This is a genomic window from Nonomuraea sp. NPDC049714 (assembly GCF_044465295.1).
GTDB lineage: Bacteria > Actinomycetota > Actinomycetes > Streptosporangiales > Streptosporangiaceae > Nonomuraea.
The window spans coordinates 702,103-726,503 of the sequence record NZ_JBITLM010000002.1 but is presented as its reverse complement, the minus strand read 5'-3'; the positions used below and the strand labels follow the sequence as shown (position 1 = coordinate 726,503).

Genomic DNA, 24,401 nt, shown 5'->3' with positions numbered 1-24,401 from the left:
CGCTAGCCCCGCAACCCGTCGAACATCATCGTGACCAGCATGTCGGCCAGGTCGTCCGCCGACCCGCCGGACGCCGGGCGATCCCACTCGGCGATCGAGCTGACGGCGCCGAACAGCAGCTTGGTCACCAGCGCCGGATCGAGGTCCGGCCGGATCCCGCCCTCGGCCGCCGCCTGCCCGACCAGGTGATGGACGAACGCGTCGAACTCCCGCCGCCGATCCAGCGCGCCCTGCTCGGTCGCGCTGTTGCCGCGCACCCGCAGCAGCAACGTCACGTACGGCAGGCGGTCCACCAAGGTGCGCACGCACTGCCGTACGACCCACTCCAGGCGGTCGATCGCCGGACCTGAGGTGGCGCGCTCGTCGCCGATCAGGGTGAACAGGCCATCGAGCGCCCGATCCAGGGCTCGCGCGAGCAGCTGCTCCTTGCCGGGTACGTGGTAGTAGATGGCGGATTTGGTGACGCCGAGCGCCCTGGCCAGATCCTCCATGCTCGTCCCGTCGTAGCCGCGCTCGTTGAAGACGCCGACGGCGATGGCCAGCACGGACTCCGGGTCGTGTCCGCGTTTCCGTTGACGGGTTGGGGTGGACATATAGGTAAGTATCTCGCCTGTGGCTGTCAGGCCGCAGGCTTCGGCAGAGGGGCCCCTTGCCAACTGACCGAATGTTCGGTAGATACTGCAACCGTCCGGCCCATCTTCTGTCTAGAGGGTGAACAACGATGTTCGAGCGCAATCGCCAGACCCTGGACAAGGCCCTGACCGCGATCGCCCAGCGTGGCTACTGGAGCGCCTACCCCGATTCGCCCAGCCCGCGCGTCTACGGGGAGGGCTCGGCCGAGCGGGGCGAGCAGGCGTTCGAGGACCATCTCGGCAAGCCGTTCGAGCTCGACCAGCCGGCCACCGGCGCCTGGATCGGCACCGAGCGCTCCCCGTACGGGATGGACCTGGGCGTCACCTACCCCGAGCCGTGCCCGCCGGGCCTGGTCGCCGCCGCCAAGGCGGCGCTGCCCGCCTGGCGCGACGCCGGGCCCGAGGTCCGCGCGCTCACCTGCGTCGAGATCGTCAACCGGCTCAACGAGCACAGCTTCGAGCTCGCCCACGCCGTGCGGCACACCACCGGGCAGGCGTTCGTGATGGCCTTCCAGGCCGGCGGGCCGCACGCGCAGGAGCGGGCGCTGGAGGCCGTGGCCTGCGCCTACGCGGCCATGACCGCCTCGGCCTCCGCCGTCCGCTGGGCGAAGCCGGGCAAGGGCGGACCCCTGGTGCTGGACAAGCGCTTCACCGTGGTGCCGCGCGGCGTCGCGCTGGTCATCGGCTGCAGCACCTTCCCGACCTTCAACGCCTACCCCGGCCTGTTCGCCTCTCTGGTCACCGGCAACCCGGTGATCGTCAAGCCGCACGCGCGCGCCATCCTGCCGCTGGCGATCACCGTGCGGATCGCCCGGGAGGTCCTCGCCGAGGCGGGCTTCCATCCGGCGCTGGTGCAGCTGGCCGCGGAGGAGGGCAGGGGGCTGGCGGTCGAGCTCGCCACCGACCCGGCCGTGCGCGTCGTCGACTTCACCGGCTCCACCGAGTTCGGCGACTGGCTGGAGCGCAACGCCGTCCAGGCCCTCGTCCACACCGAGAAGGCCGGGGTCAACTCGGTCGTCGTCGACTCCACCGACTCCTGGCGCGGGATGCTCGGCAACCTGGCGTTCTCGCTGTCGCTCTACAGCGGCCAGATGTGCACCGCCCCGCAGAACATCCTCATCCCCCTCGGCGGGATCGACACCGACGAGGGGAACAAGAGCTTCGACGAGGTCGCGGAGGGGCTCGCCGCGGCGGTCGGCGAGCTGCTCGGCGACGACGCGCGGGCGGTCGAGCTGACCGGCGCGATCGTCGGCCCGGACGTCCTGTCCCGCCTGGAAAGCGCTCACAAGCTCGGCAAGACCGTGCTCGCGTCGCGCTCGCCGCGGCATCCGGACTTCCCCGAGGCGGTGATCCGCACCCCCGCGATCCTCCGCGTGTCCCCCTCGCGGACCGACGTCTACGGTCGCGAGCACTTCGGCCCGATCTCGTTCGTCATCCCGACCAGCTCGACGGCCGAGAGCCTCGACGTGCTGCGCCGTACGACCGCCGAGCGCGGCGCGCTGACCGCCTCCGTCTACTCCACCTCGCCCGCGGTGCTGGCGGAGGCCGAACAGGCGGCGCTGGAGTCGGGCGTCAACCTGTCGTGCAACCTCACCGGCGGCGTGTACGTCAACCAGGCGGCCGCGTTCTCCGACTATCACGGCACCGGCGCCAACCCGGCCGCCACGGCCTCGCTGACCGACCCCGGCTTCGTCGCCGGCCGCTTCCACGTGGTCCAGTCCCGCCGTCACGCCTGATCCCCCGAGGAGGGGCCATGCCCAAACCGTTCGCCTCGTCCGCGGATCTGGGCGACAAGCAGCGCTCCTTCGAGGAGCTCGCCGAGGGCGTGTACGCGCTCACGGCCGAGGGCGACCCGAACGTGGGGGCCGTCGAGGGAGAGGACTTCCTGGTCTGCTTCGAGGCCATGGCGACACCGGTGGCGGCCCGCGAGTGGCTCGCGACGCTGCGGCAGCGCACCGCCAAGCCGGTCAGATACCTGGTCCTGTCGCACTATCACGCGGTCAGGGTGCTGGGCGCCTCGGCGTTCGGCGCCGAGGTGATCGTGGCGCACGACAAGACCCGCGAGCTGATCGCCGAGCGTGGGGAGCAGGACTGGGCGAGCGAGTACGGCCGGATGCCCCGGCTGTTCAAGGAGCCCTCCTCCATCCCCGGGCTGACCTGGCCGACGGCGACGTTCAGCGACACGTTCACCATCCAGCTCGGCGGCGACCGGGGCGAGGTGGTGCTGGCGCACTGCGGGCGCGGCCACACCGAGGGCGATCTGGTGGCGTGGCTGCCGAGGCAGGGCGTGCTGTTCGCCGGGGACCTGGTGGAGTCCCAGGCGGCCCTCTACACCGGTGACGCCTTCCACCGCGACTGGGCCGGGGCCACGCTCGACCGGGTCGCGTCGTTCGGGGCGCGGGTCCTGGTCGGCGGCAGGGGTGCGGTGGCGCGCGGCGAGCGGGAGGTGGCGGCGGCGGTCGCGCAGACCCGTGACTTCCTGCGCGTCATGCTCACCGAGGTCGGCGCGGCGCACGGCAGGGGCGGCACGCTGAAGGAGGCGTTCGAGGGCGCCCACCGGGCGCTCGCGCCTCGCTACGGCGCCTGGCCGATCTTCGAGCACTGCCTGCCGTTCAACGTCTCGCGGCTGTGGGACGAGCTGGACGGGGTGGAGCGGCCACGGGTGTGGACGGCGGAGCGCGATCGCGAGGTGTGGGAGTTGCTGCAGACATGACGGCAGCCGTCGGTGAGCAGGTCATCGTGGTGGGCGCGGGACCGGTCGGACAGAGCGCGGCCCTGCTGCTGGCCCGCTGGGGCGTGCCGGTGCTGGTCCTCGACGAGCGACCCGGCCGCCGGCCCGCCGGGTCCAAGTCGATCTGCCAGCAGCGTGACGTGCTCGACATCTGGTCGGCCGCCGGCGCGGGCCGGATCGCCGAGGAGGGGCTGGCCTGGACCACGGCCCGCACCTACTACCGGGGCGAGGAGCTGCTGTCGTGGACCTTCGACACCCAGGGGCCGCTGCCGCCGTGCGTGAACATCTCCCAGACGCGCACCGAGCAGATCCTCGACGCGGCCATCGCCGCGCAGCCGCTGGTGGAGGTCCGCTGGGACCACCGGGTGACCGGCCTGGAGCAGGACGACGCGGGTGTCACCGTGCGCTGCCGGGACCGGACGCTGCGGGCGCCGTACGCCGTCGTGTGCGCCGGTGCGCGCGCCCAGGGGCTTCGGCAGGCGCTCGGGGTGCGCTTCGACGGTGAGTCGTTCGACGACCAGTTCCTCATCTGCGACATCCGGGCCGACCTGCCCGGCTGGGAGCACGAGCGCCGCTTCCACTTCGACCCGGAGTGGAATCCGGGCAGGCAGGTGCTCATCCATCCCTGCCCCGAGGGCACGTTCAGGATCGACTGGCAGATCCCCCCGCATTTCATCCCGACACGTCAGGACGTGGCGCGCAGAATCCGGCAGATCATCGGGGATCGCGACTACGACCTGCTCTGGCAGACGACCTACCGCTTCCACTCGCGGATCGCCTCCCGCATGCGGGTGGGCCGGGTGCTGCTGGCCGGGGACTGCGCCCACCTGGTGGCCCCGTTCGGCGCCCGCGGCCTCAACTCGGGCGTGCCCGACGCCGAGAACGCCGCCTGGAAGCTGGCGTTCGTGCTGAACGGCTGGGCGCCGGCGGAGCTCCTGGAGAGCTACCACGACGAGCGTCACGCGGCGGCGCGGGAGAACCTGGAGGTCACGGCCGCCACCATGCGCTTCCTCGCGCCGAGGACCGAGGGCGAGCGGGCCCGCAGGCGGGCCGCGCTGGAGGCCTGCCGGGCGGGCGGCGACGCCGCCGAGGTCGACTCCGGCCGCTTCGCCGAGCCGTTCTGGTACGTGGACTCGCCGCTCACCACACCGGAGCCGGCACGGCCGTTCCGGGGCAGGCCGCCGAAGGGCGCGTTGTGCGATCCGGCGCCCGGCGTGATCGTGCCCGACGTGCCGCTGCCCAGGGGACGGCTGCGCGAGCTGTGCCGTGATGGATTCCTGCTGCTTCTGGGTGGAATGTGCGATTCGGGTTTGTTTGCCCAGGTCTTGGGCAAAGTCACTACGGCGCCGCTCGCCGTTCGCGGGCTCGCGGAGATGGACGGGACCGGCACGCTCGCTGAGAGGCTCGGCGCAGGACCCGATGAGGCATGGCTCATCAGGCCGGATGCCCATATCGCCGCGATCATTCCCCATGCGGGGCCGGAACAGGTGATAGCCGCTGTGAGACGCGCGTCGCGTCTTTCGGAAGTATGAGGCGAGGAGGACTTGGGTGGTTGGCCGTAGCTCGTTTCTGATCGTCGCGAACCGGTTGCCGGTGGACCGGAACGTCGAGCAAGACGGAACGGCCTCATGGCGCAGGAGCCCCGGCGGGCTGGTCACCGCCATCGCGCCTGTGATGCAACGCCGTCACGGAGCCTGGCTCGGCTGGCACGGCGCGGCTGACGAAGTACTGGAGCCGTTCGAGCAGGACGGCATGAGCCTGATCCCGGTGCCGCTGTCGGCCGCCGAGGTCGAGCTGTACTACGAGGGATTCTCCAACGCCACGCTCTGGCCGCTCTACCACGACGTGGTCGCGCCGCCGGTCTTCGAACGGCCCATGTGGGAGACGTACCGGGCCGTCAACGAGCGCTTCGCCATCGCGGCCGCCGAGGCCGCCGAGGAGGGCGCCGTCGTCTGGGTGCAGGACTACCAGCTCCAGCTCGTGCCCGCGATGCTGCGCAAGCTCCGGCCGGACCTGCGCATCGGATTCTTCCTGCACATCCCGTTCCCGCCGGTGGAGCTGTTCTGGCGGCTGCCGTGGCGCAGGGAGCTGGTCGAAGGGCTGCTCGGCGCCGACCTGGTGGGCTTCCAGCTCCCGGGCGGCGCGTCGAACTTCCGGCGGCTGTGCCGCAGGCTGCTGGGCGTGCCGTACAAGGGCAACGAGATCTTCCTGGAGGACCGGGTGGTCACCACCCAGGCGTTCCCGATCTCGGTGGACTTCGGCGAGCTGGACTCGATGGTACGCGAGCCGCAGGTGATCTCCCGGGCCAAGGAGATCAGGATGGAGCTCGGCGACCCCGAGCACGTGCTGCTCGGCGTGGACCGGCTCGACTACACCAAGGGCATCGGGCAGCGCCTGGAGGCCTTCGGCGAGCTGCTCAAGGACGGGCGGATCGGCCCCGGCGAGGCGGTGTTCGTGCAGATCGCCACCCCGAGCCGGGAGCGGGTGGAGGAGTACCGGCGGCTGCGCGACGACATCGAGCTCCAGGTGGGCCGGATCAACGGCGAGAACTCCGTGCTGGGCAACCAGCCGATCCAGTACTTCCACCAGTCCTACGGCAAGCAGGAGCTCGCCGCGCTCTACCTGGCGGCGGACGTCATGGTCGTCACACCCCTGCGCGACGGGATGAACCTGGTCGCCAAGGAGTACGTCGCCTGCCACCACGACCTGCACGGCGCGCTGGTGCTCAGCGAGTTCGCCGGGGCGGCCGACGAGCTGCGGCAGTCGTTCCTGGTCAACCCCTACGACGTGGAGGACGTCAAGCGCCAGATGATGGCCGCGATGCGGGCCACGCCGCACGAGCTGGCCCGGCGCATGCGCACGATGCGCCGCCGGGTCGCCACCTACGACGTGGACCGCTGGGCCAGCGAGTTTCTCACTGCCTTGGAGACACCTGCTTCAGCGCCCGCCATGAGTCATAGCGCTTCTTGGCGGTCCGGTTGACCACGATCTGCGCCACCGACATGCCCACGCCCATCACCACGGCGTAACCGATCGCCTCGCCCATGGAGACCTCGGGCGAGTCCGGGTCGATGGGCGGCTCCTTGCCGGTCGCCTTCACCCAGGCGAGCCCGAGGAGCTTACGCGCCCCCCACGCGGTCACCAGCCCCACCGCAGCGCCGATCACTCGCCAGGCGACGTCAGGCCTCTCATCCGCCATGAGAACTTCTCCCTTCCCTCAGATAACGAACCCTAGTCTCTAACGCTTGCCGGGCCCGGCAAGCCGTACCATAAGGAGGCATGACTGAACAGCGCCTACGCCATCCGCTCATGCCCGAGAAACCGACTCTCGACGGCCTGGAGCAGGTATGGGTAGCCCGCTGGGAGGAGCAGGGCACCTACCGGTTCGACCGGTCCCAGCCGCGTGAGCGGATCTACTCGATCGACACGCCGCCGCCCACCGTCTCCGGCTCCCTGCACGTCGGCCACGTCTTCTCCTTCACCCACACCGACATCATGGCCCGCTACCAGCGCATGCTGGGCAAGTCGGTGTTCTACCCGATCGGCTGGGACGACAACGGCCTGCCGACCGAGCGTCGCGTGCAGAACGTGTACGGCGTCCGCTGCGACCCGTCGCTGCCCTATGACCCCGACTTCGTGCCACCGGACAAGCCCGGCAAACGCGATGTCTCCATCTCGCGGCGTAACTTCGTGGAGCTCTGCCACAAGCTGACGGAGATCGACGAGCAGGCGTTCGAGGAGGTGTGGCGGCGGGTCGGCCTGTCGGTCGACTGGTCGCTGCTCTACACCACGATCGGCGACGACTCACGCCGCGTCTCCCAGCGGGCGTTCCTGCGCAACCTGCGCCGCGGCGAGGCCTACCTCGCCGAGGCGCCGACGCTGTGGGACGTCTCCTTCCGCACCGCCGTCGCCCAGGCCGAGCTGGAGGACCGGGAGTGGCCCGGCGCCTTCCACCGGATCTCCTTCTACGGCGAGAAGGGGCCGGTCTGGATCGAGACGACCCGGCCCGAGCTCATCCCCGCCTGCGTGGCCCTGGTCGCCCACCCCGACGACGAGCGCTACCAGGCTCTGTTCGGCACGTCGGTGCTGACGCCGCTGTTCGGCGTCGAGGTGCCGATCCTGGCCCACCACCTGGCCGAGCCCGAGAAGGGCTCGGGCATCGCGATGATCTGCACCTTCGGCGACATCACCGACGTGACGTGGTGGCGCGAGCTCCACCTGCCCACCCGGCCCGTCATCGGCTGGGACGGCCGGTTGCTGCCCGAGCCGCCCGACGACGTCGAGCCGGAGCCGTACAAAGAGCTGGCGGGCAAGACCGTGCACAGCGCCCGCGAGCGGATCGTGGAGCTGCTGCGCGAGTCCGGCGACCTGGACGGCGACCCGCGCCCGGTCCAGCGCACGGTGAAGTTCTACGAGCGCGGCGACAAGCCGCTGGAGATCGTCACCACCCGGCAGTGGTACATCCGCAACGGCGGGCGCGACGAGGCGCTGCGCGAGCGGATGCTGGCGCGGGGCCGCGAGCTGGCCTGGCACCCGCCGCACATGCGGGTGCGCTACGACAACTGGGTGCAGGGTCTCGCGGGCGACTGGCTGATCTCCCGGCAGCGGTTCTTCGGCGTGCCGTTCCCGGTGTGGTACCGGCTCGACGAGTCCGGCCGGCCGCGCTACGACGAGCCGATCGTGCCGCCCGAGGAGCTGCTGCCGATCGACCCGTCCTCCGACACGCCGCCCGGCTACACGCCGGAGCAGCGGGGCGTGCCCGGCGGGTTCGTGGCCGACCCCGACGTCATGGACACCTGGGCCACCTCGTCGCTGACCCCGCAGATCGCCGGGCGCTGGGAGACCGACGACGACCTGTTCCAGCGGGTCTTCCCGGCCGACCTGCGCCCGCAGTCCCACGAGATCATCCGGACCTGGCTGTTCGCCACCGTGGTCAGGTCGCACCTGGAGTTCGGCGACGTGCCGTGGAGCGACGTCGCCATCTCCGGCTGGATCCTCGACCCCGACCGCAAGAAGATGTCCAAGTCCAAGGGCAACGTGGTCACCCCGATGGACCTGCTGGAGCAGCACGGCTCCGACGCGGTCCGCTACTGGGCGGCGGGCGGCCGGTACGGCGTCGACACCGCCTTCGACGCCGGCCAGCTCAAGATCGGGCGGCGGCTGGCGATCAAGATCCTCAACGCGTCCAAGTTCGTGCTGAGCATGGGCGACGACCGGTCCGAGGGCGAGGTCACCGAGCCGGTCGACCTGTCGATGCTGGCGGCGCTGGCCGGCGTGGTGCGCGAGGCGGGCGAGGCGTTCGACGGCTACGAGCACACCCGGGCGCTGGAGGCGATCGAGCGGTTCTTCTGGTCGTTCTGCGACGACTATCTGGAGCTGGTCAAGGCCAGGGCGTACGAACCCGGCCCGGCGGCGGCCTCGGCGCACGCGGCGTTGCGGCAGGCGCTCGACGTGCTGCTGCGGCTGTTCGCGCCGTTCCTGCCGTTCGTCACCGAAGAGGTGTGGTCCTGGTGGCGCGAGGGCTCGGTGCACCAGGCGCGCTGGCCCGCCACCGAGCCGGGGACCGGCGACCCGGCGGTGCTGGAGGCGGCCTCCGAGGTGCTGCGCCAGGTCCGCAGGGCCAAGTCCGAGGCCAAGCTGTCCATGCGGGCCGAGGTCTCCTGCCTCACGGTGACCTCTCCGCTGGCCGAGCTGGTCCGGCTCGCGCAGGACGACCTGTGCGCCGCGGGCAACGTCGAGGAGTTCGTGCTGGCGTACGGCGAGACGACGACGGTCGAGGTGTCGCTGACCTGACGCCCGGCGGCAGGGCACGGCGGCGCCGTGCCCTGCCAGACCCGATCATTTAACCGCGCGCATCCGCGGCTCTGACGTGCCAGTCTGGAACCGTGCTGAGCGACCGCGGAACCAAACTCGTGCCACCCGTACTGGCGCGGATGGCCGCATGGAGCGCGTGCCTGATCCTCATCGGCATCGTCCTGTTCTACTTCGCCGGAGCCGTCGCGAGGCTCAGCTTCGTGGCGCTGCCGGTGGCCATCGCCCTGCTGCTGACGGCGCTGCTCTTCCCGCTGACCCGGAGTCTGCGCGAGGCGGGCATGCGGTCCATCTGGGCCACCTGGATCACCATGATCGCCGCGCTGGCGGTGATCATGGGCACCGGCTGGCTCGTCGGCGCGCGCGCCACCGAGGAGTTCCCCAACCTGGTCAAGCAGGTCCAGGTCACCGTCGCCGAGGTGCAGGAGTGGCTGACGACCGGCCCGCTGCACCTGCAAGAGGCGCAGATCACCGACTACGTCAACAACGTCGTGTCGATGATCGACGCCCAGCGGACGGCCATCACCGGCACGGTGCTGAGCGCCGGAGCCGTCGCCGTCGAGGTGCTCGCGTCCATCGTGCTGATGCTGTTCGTGACGTTCTTCCTGCTCAAGGACGGCGACCGGATCTGGGCGTGGTTCCTCAAGGGATTCGGCCGGATGTCGCCGCGGGTCGACCGGGCCGGCCGAGCGGCCTGGACCACCCTGTCGCACTACGTGCAGGGCAGTGTGATCGTCGCCGCCGTGCACGGCGTGGTCATGGGCATCGTGCTGGCGGGCATGGGCGTGCCGCTCTGGGCGCCGCTCGCCGTGCTCATCTTCTTCGCCAGCTTCATCCCGATCGTCGGCATCTTCTTCGCCGGCACGGTCGCCACCCTGGTCACCCTGGGTGCCAAGGGGATCGTCTACGCCCTGATCTTCGTCGGCATCCTGGTCATCGAGCAGCAACTGGAGAACCACGTGCTCCAGCCGCTGATCGTCGGCAGGGCGCTCCACTTCCACCCGCTCGCCATCATCCTGGTGCTGGCCGTCGGCGGCATCCTGGCGGGCATCGCCGGGGCCGTGGTCGCCGTCCCGGTGGCCGCGGTGATCTACCGCGCGCTGCCGGAGCTGAGATCCGATCCCCTGGCCCTGCCGGCGCCGTCAGACGTGCTGGCCGTGCCATCGGGTCCACCGGGCCCACCGGGCGACGAGCCCGCCGGCAGTGAGCCCGACGGCCAGCCCGCCGGCGAGCACGCCGAGGGTGAGCCCGACGGCCAGCCCGCCGGCGAGCACGCCGACGGTGAGTCCGGCGGCCGCGAATCCCGCGCGGCGGGCCGAGATGGCGCTGACACGGAGTAACCTCGTCACCCGTGACCTGTTCCTTGGCGACCACGTCGCCGCCTGACTCCGCACGGCCGAAGGCGCACCGTCCTGTTCCCGTCGGCACGACACTCCACCCGGCGGACCGGTGCACCGGGATCCCCGCCGGGAAGGCGTACCTTGAGGCAGACACCAGGACCATGAGGTGAGCCTGTGAGCGAGCGGACCGGCGGGACCGGCGAAGAAGCTCCGGTGCGCGACGTGGAGGTTCTCATCCAGCGGCTCGACCCCGAGCTGCCGGTGCCCTCCTACGCCCACCCGGGCGACGCCGGCGCGGACCTGCACGCGGCCGAGGACGCCGAGCTGCTGCCGGGGGAGCGGGCGGTCATCCGCACGGGTGTGGCGATCGCGCTGCCCGACGGCTACGTGGCCCTGGTGCATCCCCGGTCCGGCCTGGCCGCGCGGCACGGCGTCACTCTGGTGAACGCGCCGGGCACGGTCGACGCCGGCTACCGCGGCGAGATCAAGGTCACAATGATCAATACCGATGCCAAGGAGTCGTTCCGGCTGCGCCGTGGCGACAGGCTGGCCCAACTCGTCTTCCAGCGAGTCGAACGGGCCGCCTTCCGCGAGGTGGAGAGCCTGCCGGCCTCCCCGCGCGGCGCCGGCGGGCACGGTTCGACAGGACGTTGATTCCAGGGAGAGTGAAACGAAGTGTTCCGACGACGCCGTCGTGAGCAGGCCAAGCACGCGGTCGGGGAAACCGTCGCGACCCCCACGCGCGAGCGGGGGCCGTGGGACGCCGACGAGCCGCACCCTGACCACGACAGGATCGACCTGGGCGGTCTCCGCCTGCCCCACAACTCGGCGTTCGACGTCCGGCTGGCCTCCGTGGGAGACCAGCACGTCGGCGTCGTGGTGCTGTGGGAGGAGAGCTCGCTGCAGCTCCAGGCACTGGCCGCGCCCAAGTCGGGCGGTCTGTGGGAGGAGATCAGGACCAAGATCAAGGCCGGCGCGAAGACGCTGGAGGAGCGGGAGGGCGTGTTCGGCGTCGAGCTGGCCGGCCAGGTGACGGTCGAGGGCGCCACGAGGCCCGCCCGCTACATCGGCATCGACGGGCCGCGCTGGTTCCTGCTGGCCGTCGTCAACGGCAGGGCCGCGGTGGACGACCAGGTGGCCGAGGCCTTCCTCGACTTCGTCAAGGACATCGTGGTCGTGCGTGGCGACGAGCCGATGGCCCGCGAGGAGTCCATCCCGCTGCGCCGGCCCAGCGATCCGGCCGACGAGGTCGACGAGGAGCCCGTCAACCCGTTCAAACGAGGACCTGAGATCACCGAGACTCGCTGACGCGCCGCCATCACATAGGCTGATTCATCATGAGTACGGCAGAGCCTCCGAAACGCGGAGGATTGCGCGGCTTCTTCAGTCGGCTGGCCTCCAGCCAGTCCGAAATCGAGGCACAGGAGCTGCGGGAGGGCGCCGACGAGGCCGGCGCGACCCCTATCGCCTCGTGTGGCGGCCGCCGCCGCTTCTGTGTAGCCGGTACGCTGCGTACGGTGACGCTCCGCCCGCGTGGCGGCGCGCCCGCTCTCGAAGCAGAGCTTTACGACGGGTCGGATGTGATCGACCTGGTGTGGCTCGGCCGCCGCCGGATCGCCGGGATCGAACCCGGCCGTCCGGTCAAGGCCGAGGGGCTCGTCAGCATCCAGGACGGGCGCAAGGTCATGTTCAATCCTCGATACGAGTTGCGCCCAGGGAGTTGATCAGGTGAGTGCCGAGGCCGGAGAGGTCGCCCACGACACCGTCGAGTCGGCGGTGCGAGCCCAGCTCGCCAAGGCGTTCGGCGGCTTTCGCGGCATCGTCGAGGCGGCGGTGCCGACGATCGCGTTCACGCTGACCTGGATCATCACCGAAGAGCTGCGCCTGTCGCTCATCATCAGCATCACGCTGGCGGTGGCGCTCCTGCTGCTCCGGGTCGTGCAGCGGTCGACGCCGCAGTTCGTCATCAACAGCCTGATCGGCATCGCGATCGGGGCGTTCTTCGCCAGCCGCACCGGCGACGCGAAGGACTACTTCCTGCCCGGCATCCTGTGGAACGGCGCCTACGCCGTCGCCATGCTGGCCTCCATCGTGACCCGCTGGCCCGTCGTCGGTTTCCTGATCGGCTCGGTGACCAACGACCCGGTCGGCTGGCGCAAGGATCCCGGCATCGTCAGGCTCTGCGTCAAGCTGACCTGGCTGCTCATGATCCCCTGCGTGGTCCGGGTGGCCGTGCAGCTGCCGGTCTACCTCTACGGCGGCGACCAGGCGGTGGCGGCGCTCGGCTTCGCCAAGATCGCGATGGGCTGGCCGCTCCAGGTGGCGGCGCTGGCCGCGATGGTGTGGGTGCTCGGCAAGGGGCGCACACCGATCAAACCGCCGGTCGCCCCGGCCTGACCCGCCTCACAGCGAAAGGGTACGGATCCGCCTCGGATCCGTACCCTTCGCCTTGGGGCCCGAAGTTCGCGAGCGGGCCCCGTACCTCTCAGTGTTGGGAGAGCAGGTGCGCCAGCTCCTGCTCCATCTCCTGGTTGGCGACGAACAGCAGCTCGTCGCCCGCCTCCAGCGGGTCGTCGGCGCTCGGCACCATCACCCGGCCCTCACGCAGGATCGCCACCAGCGCCGTGTCCGTCGGCCACGGCACCGAGCCGGCCCGTTGACCCACCACGGGCGCGTCCTCGGCCAGCGTGAGCTCGACCAGGTTGGCCTGGCCCTGCCTGAACGTCATCAGCCGCACCAGGTCGCCGACGCTCACCGCCTCCTCGACCAGCGCGCTCAGCAGGCGCGGGGTCGAGACGGCCACGTCGACCCCCCACGACTCGTTGAACAGCCACTCGTTGTTCGGCTGGTTGATGCGGGCCACCACGCGCGGCACGCCGTACTCGGTCTTGGCCAGCAGCGACACCACGAGGTTGACCTTGTCGTCGCCGGTGGAGGCGACGACCACATGGCAGTTGTTCAGGCCCGCCTCGTCCAGCGAGGCGATCTCGCAGGCGTCGGCCAGCAGCCACTCGGCGCGCGGCACGCTGTCTATCTTGATGGCCCGGGGGTCGGAGTCGATGAGCAGGATCTCGTGGCCGTTCTCCAGGAGCTCGGCCGCGATGGACCGGCCCACCGCCCCGGCTCCGGCGATGGCGACGCGCATCACTCGTCCTCTTCCGGTGCCGCGGCCAGCACCTTGTTGATCCGGTCCATGTCGTTCTCCGCGGCGATGACGTGCAGCACGTCGCCCTCCTGCACCATGGTGGTGCCCGTGATGACCACGGCCTCGCCCATGCGGTTGAGGAACGCGGCGCGGGCCCGCGCCCGCGTCTCCAGGTCCACGACGCGGGTGCCGATCCAGGCGGGGTTGACGGTGACCTCGGCCAGGACCACGGTGCCGGTCGGGTCACGCCAGAGCGGCTCGGCCCCCTCCGGCAGGATGCGGCGCATGACCTGGTCGGCCGTCCACCGCACGGTCGCCACCGTGGGGATGCCCAGCCGCTGGTAGACCTCGGCGCGCCGGGGGTCGTAGATGCGGGCCACCACGTTGTCCACGCCGAACGTCTCGCGGGCGACCCGGGCCGAGATGATGTTGGAGTTGTCGCCGCTGGAGACGGCCACGTAGGCCGCCGCCGACTCGATGCCCGCGTCGATGAGCACGCCCCGGTCGAAACCGACGCCGGTCACCCGGCGGCCCCGGAAGCCGGCACGCAGGCGTCGGAACGCCTGGGGATCCCGGTCGATGATCGCGACCGAGTGGCCGTTGTCCTCGAGGATGTGCGCCAGAGTCGATCCGACCCGGCCACATCCCATGATCACAATATGCATACTCCCCCGCACTTCGCGGTCGGCCGGTTGCTCGACACCAGTATGGCTTGCCGGGGGAGCGCGTCGTCTGATGTCGCACTTCGTACGGCTAGCATCTCGTTACGTGGTGAAGGGAACCGATCTCCTCAAACGTGTGCTTGTGGGGCGGGCGCTGCGCAGCGCCCAGCTTCACGAGCAACTGCTGCCCAAACGCATCGCCCTGCCGGTCTTCGCCAGCGACGCGCTCTCGTCGGTGGCCTACGCGCCGCAGGAGATCCTGGTCATCCTGTCCCTCGCGGGCGTGTCCTTCTACGCCTACAGCCCGTGGATCGCGATCGCCGTCGTCGTGGTCATGCTCACCGTCGTCGCCTCCTACCGGCAGAACGTGCACGCCTACCCCAGCGGCGGCGGCGACTACGAGGTCGCCACCACCAACCTCGGGCAGAACGCCGGCCTCACCGTGGCCAGCGCCCTGATGGTCGACTACGTGCTGACCGTCGCGGTGTCGGTGGCCAACGGCGTCGACTACGTCGGCGCCACCATTCCCTTCGTCGCCCAGCACAAGCCCACGGTCGCCATCTGCATCGTGATCCTGCTCACCGTGGTCAACCTGCGCGGCCTGCGCGAGTCGGGCGGGGCCTTCGCCATCCCGACCTACGCGTTCATGTTCTCGGTGCTCGGGATGATCGCCATCGGCGGCTTCCGGACGGTCGCCCTCGGCGAGCAGCTGCACGCGCCCAGCGCCGAGTTCGGCATCGTGGCCGAGCAGACCGACCTGACGGCCTTCGCCGCGGCCTTCCTCATCCTGCGCGCCTTCTCCACCGGCTGCGCCGCGCTGACCGGCGTCGAGGCCATCAGCAACGGCGTGCCGGCCTTCCGCAAGCCCAGGAGCCGCAACGCCGCCACGACGCTGCTCATGATGGGCCTGATCGCGATCACCATGTTCGGCGGCATCATCGCGCTGGGGCTGGCCTCCGGCGTGAAGGTGGCCGAGCCCTCCGTGGCGGCCACCGCCCTGCTGCGGGCGGACGGCACCCCCGTCGGCCCCGACTATCATCAGCAGCCGATCATCTCGCAGGTGGCCGACGCGGTCTTCGGCGGCGGGTCGATGCCGTTCGTGATCATCTCGGGGGTCACCGCGCTCATCCTGTTCCTGGCGGCCAACACCGCCTTCAACGGCTTCCCGGTGCTCGCCTCCATCCTGGCCCAGGACCGCTTCCTGCCCCGCCAGCTGCACACCCGCGGCGACCGGCTGGCCTTCTCCAACGGCATCATCATCCTGGCCCTGGCGGCCTGCCTGCTGCTGTGGGGCTTCCAGGCGGACGTCAGCCGGCTGCTGAACCTCTACATCGTCGGCGTCTTCGTCTCCTTCACCCTCAGCCAGACCGGCATGGTGATCCACTGGACCCGCCGGTTGAAGACCGAGGTGGATCTGAAGCCGCGCCACCAGATGCACCGCTCCCGCATGATCAACTTCTTCGGCGCGGTCATGACCGGGCTGGTGCTCATCGTGGTGCTGGTCACCAAGTTCGTCGTCGGCGCCTGGATCGTGTGCATCGCCATGCCGATCTTGTTCCTGATGATGAAGGCCATCCGGGGCCACTACGACAACGTCGCGGCCGAGCTGGAGCTCACCGAGGAGTACGACGAGTCGATGCTGCCCGCCCGCAACCACGCGATCGTCCTGGTCTCCAAGATCCACAAGCCGACGATGCGGGCCCTGGCCTACGCCCGCGCCACCCGGCCGTCCACGCTGGAGGCGATCACCGTGGGGGTGGAGGGCAAGGAGGCGCGGGCGCTGCAGGAGGAGTGGGAGCGGCGCGGCATCCAGGTGCCGCTGAAGATGCTGGACTCGCCGTACCGGGAGATCACCCAGCCGATCCTCGACTACGTCAAGAGCCTGCGCCGCCGCTCCCCGCGCGACGTGGTGACCGTCTTCATTCCCGAGTACGTCGTCGGCCACTGGTGGGAGCACCTGCTGCACAACCAGAGCGCGTTCAGGCTCAAGGCGCGCCTGCTGTTCAAGCCGGGCGTGATGGTGACCAGCGTGCCGTGGCAGCTGCACTCCTCCGACCGGCTCCAGGGCCGCCGCGAGCCGCTCGTCCCAGGCCGGGGACGCCGGTCGGGCAACAACGGGCGCGACGGCGACGGGGGCGTCAGGACGCGCTGATGTGCGCGCGCAGCCTGGCGGTGTCGGCCTCGCTCCAGCCCTGCGGCGCGGCGACCGCGACCCAGCCGTTCACGATGTTGGGGCCGTACCGGTGGCCGTGGCCGGGCGGGACGGACCGTGCGGCGATCATGTCGACCAGGACCTGCCAGAACGTCACCAGCGGGAACCAGTTCATCTGCGGGTTGACGCCGGGCGCGCGGGGCGGCTCCAGCCAGCCGGGCCGGTCGTAGACGAGCGCGGGCGACCACCAGACGACCGGGTCGGAGGAGTTCTGCAGATAGACCACGCGGGGATGCGGCCACGGGCCCGGCGGTCGCCACAGGTCGGCGGGCCGCTGCGCGAAGCGGACGGTCCGGCCCGAGTCGTAGACGGGCCGCCACAGCGGGCTGCCCGGGTCGCGGCCGTCGGTGAGGGCCCGCCAGATGGGATTGGCGTTGGGCGGGCCGACGAACAGCGCGCCGTCGGTCCTGGCCGCCAGGTCGGCGAGGCCGCGGAAGGCGTTCTCCAGCTCGAAGGAGCCCAGGCTCTCACCGGAGATCACCAGCCTGGGCCGGTCATCGGCGGGCAGCGCCGCCCACCTGGCGCGCACCGCCTCGAACAACGCCACCCCGGCCCTCGCGGCCTTGCCCCTGTCGACCAGGAACGACACCCAGCTCGGCAGGTAGGAGTACTGCACCGCGACCATGGCCGAGTCGCCGTTGTACATGTACTCCAGCGTGTCGGCGATGCCGTGGTCGACCCAGCCGGTGCCGGTCGTGCCGAGCACGGCCAGCACCGGCCGCTCGAACGCGCCGGTGCGCTCCAGCTCGCGCACGGCCAGCGCGGCCTGGTCACGCGGTGAGGAGGCGGCGTCCAGGCCGATGTAGACCCTGATCGGCTCGACCGCCCCGCCGCCGGAGAACGCGGCCAGCCTGGCGGGCGTGGTGGCGGTGCCGGTGAACGTGCGGCCTTCCCTGCCCAGCGACTCCCAGCTCACCAGCGACCCCGGCCCGCCGGACAGCGTGGCGGACGTCGGGCGCCGCACACCGGGCTGGGTGCCGGAGTTGGCCACCGACGACACGTCGCTGATGGTGGTGACGAACCCGGAGAACAGCACGTCGCTGGCGAAGACCGCGACCAGGAAGGCGACGAGCAGCACCCCGATGACGTGGCCGACATAGGAGGGCACGAACAGGCCCAGCCAGGCGACGAGCTTGCGCGCGCCCAGCCGGATCAGCCGGGCGACCAGCAGGAAGGCGGTGAAGAACGCGACGGCCACGGCGAGGATGACCGGCGCGGACCAGCTGATGGCGGGGTCCATGCCCATCAGCGAGCGCAGGTCGCGCTGCCAGTCGAAGCTGTACCACAGCGCCGCCGCCGTCAGGATCGCGCAGCCGGCGAGCATGACCCGCCAGGCCGTCCGCCGCCACCGTGACGCCGGCAGGCGCCCCCGCAGCAGCGCCCGGCAGCCCGCCCCGGCGACGGCGCCCAGCGCGTAGCCGAGCAGCGCGGTGATCCCGCCCATCAGCCCCTGGTAGAGCCAGGTGCGCGGGAGCAGCGACGGCGTCAGCGAGGCGCAGAAGAACAGTGTGGCCAGCAGCGTCCCCCCGAAACCGAGCCCCCGCCGCACCACCCGACCCCTGTCCACGATCACTCAGGGTAGTCGATCGATCGGGGAAAGTAGCCGGGCAGGTCAGGGCATAGGGTGTCTCTGTGGAACAGGTATCTCTCGAGCTGACAGTAGGTCCGGTCGCCCATGGCGGCTGGTGTGTGGCACGCCACGAAGGGCGCGTGGTCTTCGTCCGGCACGCCCTGCCGGGGGAGCGGGTCAGGGTCGAGGTGACCGAGGAGACCACCCGCTTCCTCAGGGCCGACGCCGTGGAGATCCTCGAAGCGTCCCCCGACCGCGTGGTCCCGCCCTGCCCCTACGCGGGCCCGGGGCGGTGCGGCGGCTGTGACTGGCAGCACGCCACCCTGGAGGCTCAGCGCCGGCTCAAGGGCGAGGTGGTCGCCGAGCAGCTGCGCCGGCTGGCCCGCGTCGAGCGGGAGGTCGTCGTCGAGGAGGTGCCGGGCGCCAAGGACGGGCTCGGCTGGCGCACCCGCGTCCAGTTCGCCGCACTCCCCGACGGCCGGCTCGGCCTGCGCAAGCACCGCTCGCACGACATCCAGCCGATCGACGCCTGCCTGATCGCGCACCCCGAGGTGGAGGCCGTCGGCGCCGAGGGGCACGAGTGGCCGGGAGCCGTCGCGGTCGAGGTGATCGCCTCGGCCGGCGGCGACCGGGCCGTCGTGGTCGCGCCGCGGCCCCGCCGTAGCGTGGCCGTCCCCGATCTCGACGCGGACGCCTCCATCCTGCTCGACCAGGGCAAGGGCCGTACCGTCCCGAGGCGTGGCTCGGGCGTGCTGCGCGAGCGGGTGGGCGACCGCGAGTTCCGGGTGGCCGGCAGCGGCTTCTGGCAGGTGCATCCCGGCGCCGCCGAGACCCTCCTGGACGCCGTGCTGACCTACGCCGCGCCCGAGCCGGGGGAGTGGGCCCTCGACCTCTACTGCGGCGTCGGCCTGTTCGCCGCCGGGCTGGCCGAGGGCGTGGGGCCCGAGGGCGCGGTGTTCGGGCTGGAGTCGGAGTCCGCGGCCGTCCGCGACGCCCGCGCCAACCTGCGCGACCTGCCGCAGGCGCGGGTGGAGCGAGGACGGGTGGAGGAGGCGCTCGACCGCTTCCAGATCGAACGCGCCGACCTCGTGGTGGTGGACCCGCCCCGGACAGGGCTCGGCCGTGACGTGGTGGACCGGATCGCCTCGCTCACCCCGCAGCGGATCGTGTACGTCTCCTGCGACCCGGCCACCCTGGCCCGCGACCTGGCCTGGCTGGCCGAGCGCGGCTACCCGCTGACGGACCTGCGGGCCTTCGACGCCTTCCCGATGACCCACCACGTGGAGTGCGTGGCGCTGCTCACCCGCGCCTAGACATGGGGCTCACCCGTGCCTAGAGCCAGCCCATGCGCTGGGCGGTGCGGATGGCCTCCAGGCGGTTCTGGGCGTTCAGCTTGGTCATCGCGCTCGACAGATAGTTGCGTACGGTGCCCTCGGTGAGGTGCAGGTCGGCGGCGATCCTGGCGATCGTGTGGCCGTCGCCCGCCAGCCGCAGCGCGTCCCGCTCGCGGTCGGTGAGCGGGCTGTCGCCCGCCGCCATGGCGGCGGCGGCCAGCTCGGCGTCCAGATAGCGGCCGCCGGACTGCACCTTGCGGATCGCCATGGCCAGCTCCTCGGCCGAGGCGTCCTTGCCGAGGAACCCGCTCACCCCCGCGGCCATCGCCCGGCGCAGATAACCGGGACGGCCCAGGCTGGTCAGGATCACGATCTTGCACAGGGAGCTGATCTGCTCGGCGGCGCTGAGCCCGTCCATGCCGGGCATCTCGATGTCCAGTACGGCCACGTCCGGCCGGTGTTCGGCGACCGCGGCCAGGATCTGGTCGCCCCTGCCGACCTGGGCGACGACCTCGATCCCGTCCTCCAGGTCGAGCAGCGCGGCGATCGCGCCACGGATGAGGTGCTCGTCGTCGGCCAGCAGCACGCGGGTCGTCATGCCGGCACCTCGACCCGGAGCACGTAGGCGCCCTCGGGGGTGGGCGCCGCGGAGAGCGCGCCGCCCGCGGTGATGACGCGCTGCGCCAGACCGCCCAGGCCGTTGGGGGCGTGCTCGCCCGCCGGGCCGCTGACGCCGTCGTTGGACATCTCCAGGATCCCCTCCTTGATGGTGATCGTGCAGTGCTCGGCCTTGCTGTGCTTGAGCACGTTCGTCGCTCCCTCGCGGACCACGGTGGCGAGCAGGGTACGGGTCTCGGCGGGCAGCTCGCCCGCCTCGGCGTCCACGGTGCAGCGCACGTCGGCCGCCTCCAGCACCGCACGCACGCTGGCGAGCACTTCGCCGAGGTCCAGCGCCCGGTAGCTCTGCACGGTCTGGCGCACCTCGCGGAGCGTCTGCCTGGCCAGGTCGCGGACCTCGAACATCTCGCGGGCCGCGGCCTCCGGGTCGGCGCGCAGGGCCTGCTCGGCGCCCGCCGTCCGGGCCGCGATGTCGGTCAGGCTCTGCCCGAGCAGGTCGTTGAGGTCGCGGGCGAAGCGCAGCCGCTCCTCCGACACGGCCAGCAGCGCCTTGGCCTCCTCCCCTTCGTGCGCCTCTCTGGCGATCCGCCACAGCCACAGGTTGGCCAGCACGCCACCGACGACGATCAGGGTGAACACGACCTGCAGGAGGAGCACCGGCAGGTTGAAGCCGTTGACCAGTGTTTCGTACGCGGTGACGAACGCGACGGAGGCGAGGGCCAGCAGCAGCAGGGTGCGCCTGCGGATGAAGGGCGTTGCCATCGCCAGCCACACCGGCATCACGAACAGGATCGGGAACACGGCCAGCAGCAGGACCATCGTCCCGGCGACCGCCAGCATCCCGGTGGGCCGGGGCCCGCCTCTGACGGCGATCCTGATCGATCGGGAGGCCAGCACGATCACGCTGAGGACGAACGCGACGGCGATGACGGCCACCGGCGCCGGGAGCCCCATCAGCCAGCGGTAGTAGACGTCGAGGACGCCGAACAGGCCCAGCAGAAGCGCCAGGTCGGAGGTGTACAGGAGGAGCCAACGGACCTTGTCGAGCTTGGTGGCCTTGAGCTTGGCGGCCTTCGTCATGCCCGCACCTCGGCTCGCAGCACGAACTCCCCGGCCGGCGTGGACGCGGCGGAGAACGAGCCACCCGCGGTGGCCATCCGCTCGGCGAGCCCGCGCAGGCCGCTGCCCGTGTCGCTGCTTGGTTCATTGCCTGTGTCGGCGGCCGGCGCCTGCACGCCGTCGTTGCGCATCTCCAGCACCCCGCCGTCGATCGTGATCGAGCACCGCGTCGCCCGGCTGTGCTTCAGCACGTTGGTCGCCCCCTCCCGGACCGCCCAGGCGAGCAGCGTACGGGCGGGGGGTGACAGCTTGTCGGTCCTGGCCTCGATCGTGCAGCGGGCGCCGGCCGCCTCCAGCGCGGCGCGCACCCCGGTCAGCTCCTCGTCCAGGTCGAGCGAGCGATAGCCGTCCACGGCCACCTGCACCTCCGCCAGTGACTCCCCGGCCAGGCGCCGCACCTCCGACATCTCGGCCGCGGCCCTGGCGGCGTCCTTGGTGGCCATCTTGGCCGACAGCTCGCTCTTGAGGGTGATGACCGAGAGGCTGTGGCCGAGCAGGTCGTGCAGGTCGCGGGCGAAGCGCAGCCGCTCCTCCGACACGGCGAGCCTGGCCTTGGCCGCCTGGCTGTCATGCGCGTCTCTGATGGTCCGCCACAGCCAGCACCAGACCCACGTCGCCCCGGGCCACAGCAGGGCGCTGAGGGCGTAGGTCGTCAGCGCGCCCTGCCACGATAAGTCGGTCGCGGCCGAGACATAGACGGTGAGCGCGGCGGTGAGGGCGGCGCCGATGGCGAGGATCGACCAGAGCGGCAGGTACAGCGCGGCCGAGGCGAGCCAGGCGAAGACGATCGTCTCCCAGTTCCCGGTGTCGGTGGGCGGGTGCAGCGCCTGCAGCGGCAGCAGGGCCGCCGCGAGCAGGGCGCCCGTGGTCAGCTTCAGCACAGGGAGCGGCCGGTCGTCGAAGGCGTCTCTGAGGATGAGGCAGTAGAGCACCAGCACGCTCGCCAGGCAGACCAGGACGGTGAGCATGACGGGCGGGGAGACGAGGCCCTGCATGGTGGCGGTGATGACGAATCCCGCAAGGAAGAATCCGAACAAGGCCATCGAGCCGTACATCCAGCGCAGAAGGATCTTCTTCGCCGTCTCCGGCCTCGTGGCCACCCCGGCATCCCCCTAACGGATCAAAAGCCGCCCTTCCTCAGGAAATCCTATAGTTCGGTCGGGCATGCGCCACAGAATCCGCGTGACGCCGGGCTCGGGGTCCGCCCCCCGCGCGGACAGCCAGGCCAGCCCGTAACGGTCGGCGAAGGCCGCCAGCTTGCGGGCGTCGGTCTCGCTCAGGTCGTCCCGATCCTTCAGTACGCAGGTCAGCGCCAGCCGCCCCCAGGCGTGGTTGGGATCGGCCAGGTCGTGCACCCGCGCGAGCTGGGTGCGCGCCGCGTGCAGGGCCACCGCGATCCGCTGCATCCTCCCCTCGGGAGCGCCGTGCGGCTCGATGTCGGCCAGCAGGTTGACGGCCCCGATGTCGGCTCCCGCCTCGCGGGTGAGGCGCAGCGTGTCCAGGTCGCGGGTGGCGAGCCCGTACGGCCGCAGCGGCAGGGTGAAACTGACCCGGAGCCGCCGCTCCTGCTGCATCGCCCTGATGGCCCGCGCCCGCCGGACCGCCGTCGCCGTGTGATCCGCACTCTTGGTACGCAGGTCGAAGTCGATGTAGCCGGCGTCGAAGGCGCCCACGACGCGGCGGTAGGCGGCGGCGAGGGCGCCCGGCCTGGTGCAGGTGGCCGCGGGCTCCCCGCCGTCGGGACCGCCGAAGATCAGTCCGGCGTCGGCGCCCGCGGCGCGCAGGCGGCCGATCCGGTTGGCCACCGGGTCGTGGCCGAAGTCGAGCCGCCCGGCCCACCGCGAGGTGCAGCCGTCCGGGCCCGCCACCAGGTGGCCGAGGGCGTACCAGCGCACGCCGGTGCGGCGCGCGTCGGCCGGCAGGTCGAAGCCCGGATCCGCCGCCGTGTCGACGAAGCCGACGTACGTGGACCGGCCCAGCAGCGGGGCCGGGGCCGGTGACGGCGCGGGCGACGGCGGCGCCGGGCTGGGGACGGTGAGCTGGAGCGTGGCCCGCGCGGGCAGCAGGGTGATCGCCACCGCGGTCGCCCCGGCGAGGGCCAGCGCGAACAGGACCGCGAAAGGGCGCGGGAGCGTGCCCGGACGGCCCTTGCGCCGTGATGCCGACATGAATCACTCCGAGTGTTCGAACGGCTACAGAGTGCGCTTGAAGAGGACGTTAGCAAGCGTTCGCGGTGTCGCGGGGGCAATCTCCGGATGGCGTCCGTTATGAGCGGATAATGGCGTCATGAAATTGAGGCTCTTCACCGAGCCCCAGCAGGGGGCCACCTACGACGATCTCCTCGTCGTGGCCAAGGCCGCCGAGCGCCTGGGGTTCGACGCGTTCTTCCGGTCCGATCACTACCAGCGCATCGGGGAGGGCGACCCGGGTCCCGGCTCCACCGACGCCTGGATCACCCTGGCCGGGCTGGCCAGGGAGACGTCCACGATCAGGCTGGGCACCCTGGTGAGCCCGGCCACCTTCCGGCTGCCGGGCCCGTTGGCGATCAGCGTCGCCCAGGTGGACCAGATGAGCGGCGGCCGGGTCGAGCTGGGCATCGGCGCGGGCTGGTTCGACGGCGAGCACGCCGCCTACGGCATCCCCTTCCCGCCGTCCGGGGAGCGGTTCGGCCGCTTCGAGGAGCAGATCGAGATCGTCAAGGGGCTCTGGACGGCGGAGAAGTCGTTCTCCTACGACGGCCGCTACTACCGGCTCGTCGACTCGCCCGCGCTGCCCAAGCCGGTCCAGCGGCCCAATCCGCCGATCATCATCGGCGGCGTCGGCGCCAGGCGCACGCCCCGGCTCGCCGCGGCCTTCGCCGACGAGTACAACGTGCCGTTCCGCACGCTCGACACCACCGGTGAGGCCTTCGGCCGGGTACGGCAGGCGGCCGAGGAGATCGGCCGCGCCGTCAGGCTGTCGGCGGCGCAGACCGTCTGCGTCGGCCGTGACCAGGCGGAACTCGACCGGCGCGCGGCCGCCATCGGCACCGATCTGGCCGAACTGCGCGAGAACGGGCTCGCCGGCAGCCCCGCCGAGGTGCTGGAGAAGCTCGGCCGGCTCGCCGAGCTGGGCGCCGAGCACGTCTACCTCCAGGTGATGGACCTGTCGGACCTCGACCACCTGGAGCTGATCGCCGCGGAGGTGCTCCCGCACGTGTAGTGACATATCGGATGGCGTCCCTTTGC

General features: G+C 71.3%; 22 protein-coding genes. 13 read left to right on the top strand and 9 right to left on the bottom strand.

Annotation, left to right across the window (positions count from 1 at the left end; translation table 11 throughout):
- Positions 1-2 precede the first annotated feature (2 nt).
- Positions 3-593, bottom strand: coding sequence for a TetR/AcrR family transcriptional regulator (locus ACIBQX_RS10275; protein ID WP_397002729.1), 591 nt, complete (start codon positions 591-593; stop codon positions 3-5).
- Positions 594-721: 128 nt separating this feature from the next.
- On the opposite strand from ACIBQX_RS10275, the gene paaN reads away from it, so the two are divergent.
- The 4 genes from paaN to ACIBQX_RS10255 are packed head-to-tail and all read left to right on the top strand — an operon-like array spanning position 722 to position 6,345.
- Positions 722-2,368, top strand: coding sequence for a phenylacetic acid degradation protein PaaN (paaN, locus tag ACIBQX_RS10270; RefSeq protein WP_397002727.1), 1,647 nt, complete (start codon positions 722-724; stop codon positions 2,366-2,368).
- A 17-nt stretch (positions 2,369-2,385) separates the two neighbouring features.
- Positions 2,386-3,345, top strand: coding sequence for an MBL fold metallo-hydrolase (locus tag ACIBQX_RS10265; RefSeq protein ID WP_397002725.1), 960 nt, complete (start codon positions 2,386-2,388; stop codon positions 3,343-3,345).
- Positions 3,342-4,895, top strand: coding sequence for an FAD-dependent monooxygenase (locus ACIBQX_RS10260; protein WP_397002723.1), 1,554 nt, complete (start codon positions 3,342-3,344; stop codon positions 4,893-4,895). Before ACIBQX_RS10265 ends, ACIBQX_RS10260 begins: the two co-directional genes overlap by 4 nt.
- 16 nt (positions 4,896-4,911) lie before the next feature.
- Entirely contained in the window at positions 4,912-6,345 is a 1,434-nt protein-coding gene (locus ACIBQX_RS10255; RefSeq protein WP_397002721.1) for a trehalose-6-phosphate synthase, read from the top strand.
- Here ACIBQX_RS10255 and ACIBQX_RS10250 read toward each other — a convergent pair.
- On the bottom strand, positions 6,278-6,562 hold the full coding sequence (locus ACIBQX_RS10250) for a DUF4235 domain-containing protein (RefSeq protein WP_397002719.1): 285 nt from the start codon (positions 6,560-6,562) through the stop codon (positions 6,278-6,280). The genes ACIBQX_RS10255 and ACIBQX_RS10250 overlap by 68 nt on opposite strands.
- An 80-nt stretch (positions 6,563-6,642) precedes the next feature.
- Between ACIBQX_RS10250 and valS the strand changes: the two genes are divergently transcribed.
- The 6 genes from valS to ACIBQX_RS10220 all read left to right on the top strand — a co-directional run bounded on the left by valS (position 6,643) and on the right by ACIBQX_RS10220 (position 12,911).
- Positions 6,643-9,156, top strand: a complete 2,514-nt coding sequence (gene valS / locus ACIBQX_RS10245) for a valine--tRNA ligase (RefSeq protein WP_397002717.1) — start codon at positions 6,643-6,645, stop codon at positions 9,154-9,156.
- A 92-nt stretch (positions 9,157-9,248) separates the two neighbouring features.
- Positions 9,249-10,514, top strand: a complete 1,266-nt coding sequence (locus ACIBQX_RS10240; protein ID WP_397002715.1) for an AI-2E family transporter — start codon at positions 9,249-9,251, stop codon at positions 10,512-10,514.
- A gap of 174 nt (positions 10,515-10,688) precedes the next feature.
- On the top strand, positions 10,689-11,168 hold the full coding sequence (gene dut / locus ACIBQX_RS10235) for a dUTP diphosphatase (RefSeq protein WP_397002713.1): 480 nt from the start codon (positions 10,689-10,691) through the stop codon (positions 11,166-11,168).
- A gap of 21 nt (positions 11,169-11,189) precedes the next feature.
- Entirely contained in the window at positions 11,190-11,822 is a 633-nt protein-coding gene (locus ACIBQX_RS10230) for a DUF3710 domain-containing protein (protein ID WP_397002711.1), read from the top strand.
- Between the two features lie 29 nt (positions 11,823-11,851).
- A complete protein-coding gene (locus ACIBQX_RS10225; RefSeq protein WP_189140792.1) occupies positions 11,852-12,238 on the top strand; it encodes an OB-fold nucleic acid binding domain-containing protein in 387 nt (128 codons plus the stop codon).
- A gap of 4 nt (positions 12,239-12,242) precedes the next feature.
- The gene (locus ACIBQX_RS10220; protein ID WP_397002709.1) at positions 12,243-12,911 is read left to right on the top strand and encodes a DUF3159 domain-containing protein; all 669 of its coding nucleotides are present in this window, start codon (positions 12,243-12,245) and stop codon (positions 12,909-12,911) included.
- Positions 12,912-12,999: 88 nt separating this feature from the next.
- On the opposite strand, the gene ACIBQX_RS10215 is transcribed toward ACIBQX_RS10220, so the two are convergent.
- Together ACIBQX_RS10215 and ACIBQX_RS10210 are read right to left on the bottom strand one after the other, a co-directional pair.
- Positions 13,000-13,659, bottom strand: a complete 660-nt coding sequence (locus ACIBQX_RS10215) for a potassium channel family protein (protein ID WP_397002707.1) — start codon at positions 13,657-13,659, stop codon at positions 13,000-13,002.
- Entirely contained in the window at positions 13,659-14,324 is a 666-nt protein-coding gene (locus ACIBQX_RS10210; RefSeq protein ID WP_397002706.1) for a potassium channel family protein, read from the bottom strand. Before ACIBQX_RS10210 ends, ACIBQX_RS10215 begins: the two co-directional genes overlap by 1 nt.
- A 103-nt stretch (positions 14,325-14,427) precedes the next feature.
- On the opposite strand from ACIBQX_RS10210, the gene ACIBQX_RS10205 reads away from it, so the two are divergent.
- The gene (locus ACIBQX_RS10205) at positions 14,428-16,473 is read left to right on the top strand and encodes an APC family permease (RefSeq protein ID WP_397002704.1); all 2,046 of its coding nucleotides are present in this window, start codon (positions 14,428-14,430) and stop codon (positions 16,471-16,473) included.
- Here ACIBQX_RS10205 and ACIBQX_RS10200 read toward each other — a convergent pair.
- A complete protein-coding gene (locus ACIBQX_RS10200) occupies positions 16,460-18,100 on the bottom strand; it encodes an alpha/beta hydrolase (protein WP_397002702.1) in 1,641 nt (546 codons plus the stop codon). The genes ACIBQX_RS10205 and ACIBQX_RS10200 overlap by 14 nt on opposite strands.
- A gap of 65 nt (positions 18,101-18,165) precedes the next feature.
- Between ACIBQX_RS10200 and ACIBQX_RS10195 the strand changes: the two genes are divergently transcribed.
- On the top strand, positions 18,166-19,416 hold the full coding sequence (locus ACIBQX_RS10195) for a class I SAM-dependent RNA methyltransferase (protein WP_397002700.1): 1,251 nt from the start codon (positions 18,166-18,168) through the stop codon (positions 19,414-19,416).
- Positions 19,417-19,435: 19 nt separating this feature from the next.
- Here ACIBQX_RS10195 and ACIBQX_RS10190 read toward each other — a convergent pair whose 3' ends face one another.
- Genes ACIBQX_RS10190 through ACIBQX_RS10175 form a run of 4 tightly spaced genes read right to left on the bottom strand, consistent with a single transcriptional unit; the run spans position 19,436 to position 23,342 of the window.
- Complete coding sequence (locus ACIBQX_RS10190) at positions 19,436-20,035, bottom strand: DNA-binding response regulator (protein ID WP_397002698.1); 600 nt, start codon at positions 20,033-20,035, stop codon at positions 19,436-19,438.
- Positions 20,032-21,135, bottom strand: coding sequence for a sensor histidine kinase (locus tag ACIBQX_RS10185; protein ID WP_397002696.1), 1,104 nt, complete (start codon positions 21,133-21,135; stop codon positions 20,032-20,034). Before ACIBQX_RS10185 ends, ACIBQX_RS10190 begins: the two co-directional genes overlap by 4 nt.
- Positions 21,132-22,274, bottom strand: coding sequence for a sensor histidine kinase (locus ACIBQX_RS10180; protein WP_397002694.1), 1,143 nt, complete (start codon positions 22,272-22,274; stop codon positions 21,132-21,134). Before ACIBQX_RS10180 ends, ACIBQX_RS10185 begins: the two co-directional genes overlap by 4 nt.
- 12 nt (positions 22,275-22,286) lie before the next feature.
- Complete coding sequence (locus ACIBQX_RS10175; protein ID WP_397002692.1) at positions 22,287-23,342, bottom strand: hypothetical protein; 1,056 nt, start codon at positions 23,340-23,342, stop codon at positions 22,287-22,289.
- Between the two features lie 118 nt (positions 23,343-23,460).
- On the opposite strand from ACIBQX_RS10175, the gene ACIBQX_RS10170 reads away from it, so the two are divergent.
- Entirely contained in the window at positions 23,461-24,375 is a 915-nt protein-coding gene (locus ACIBQX_RS10170; protein WP_397002690.1) for an LLM class F420-dependent oxidoreductase, read from the top strand.
- Positions 24,376-24,401 lie beyond the last annotated feature (26 nt).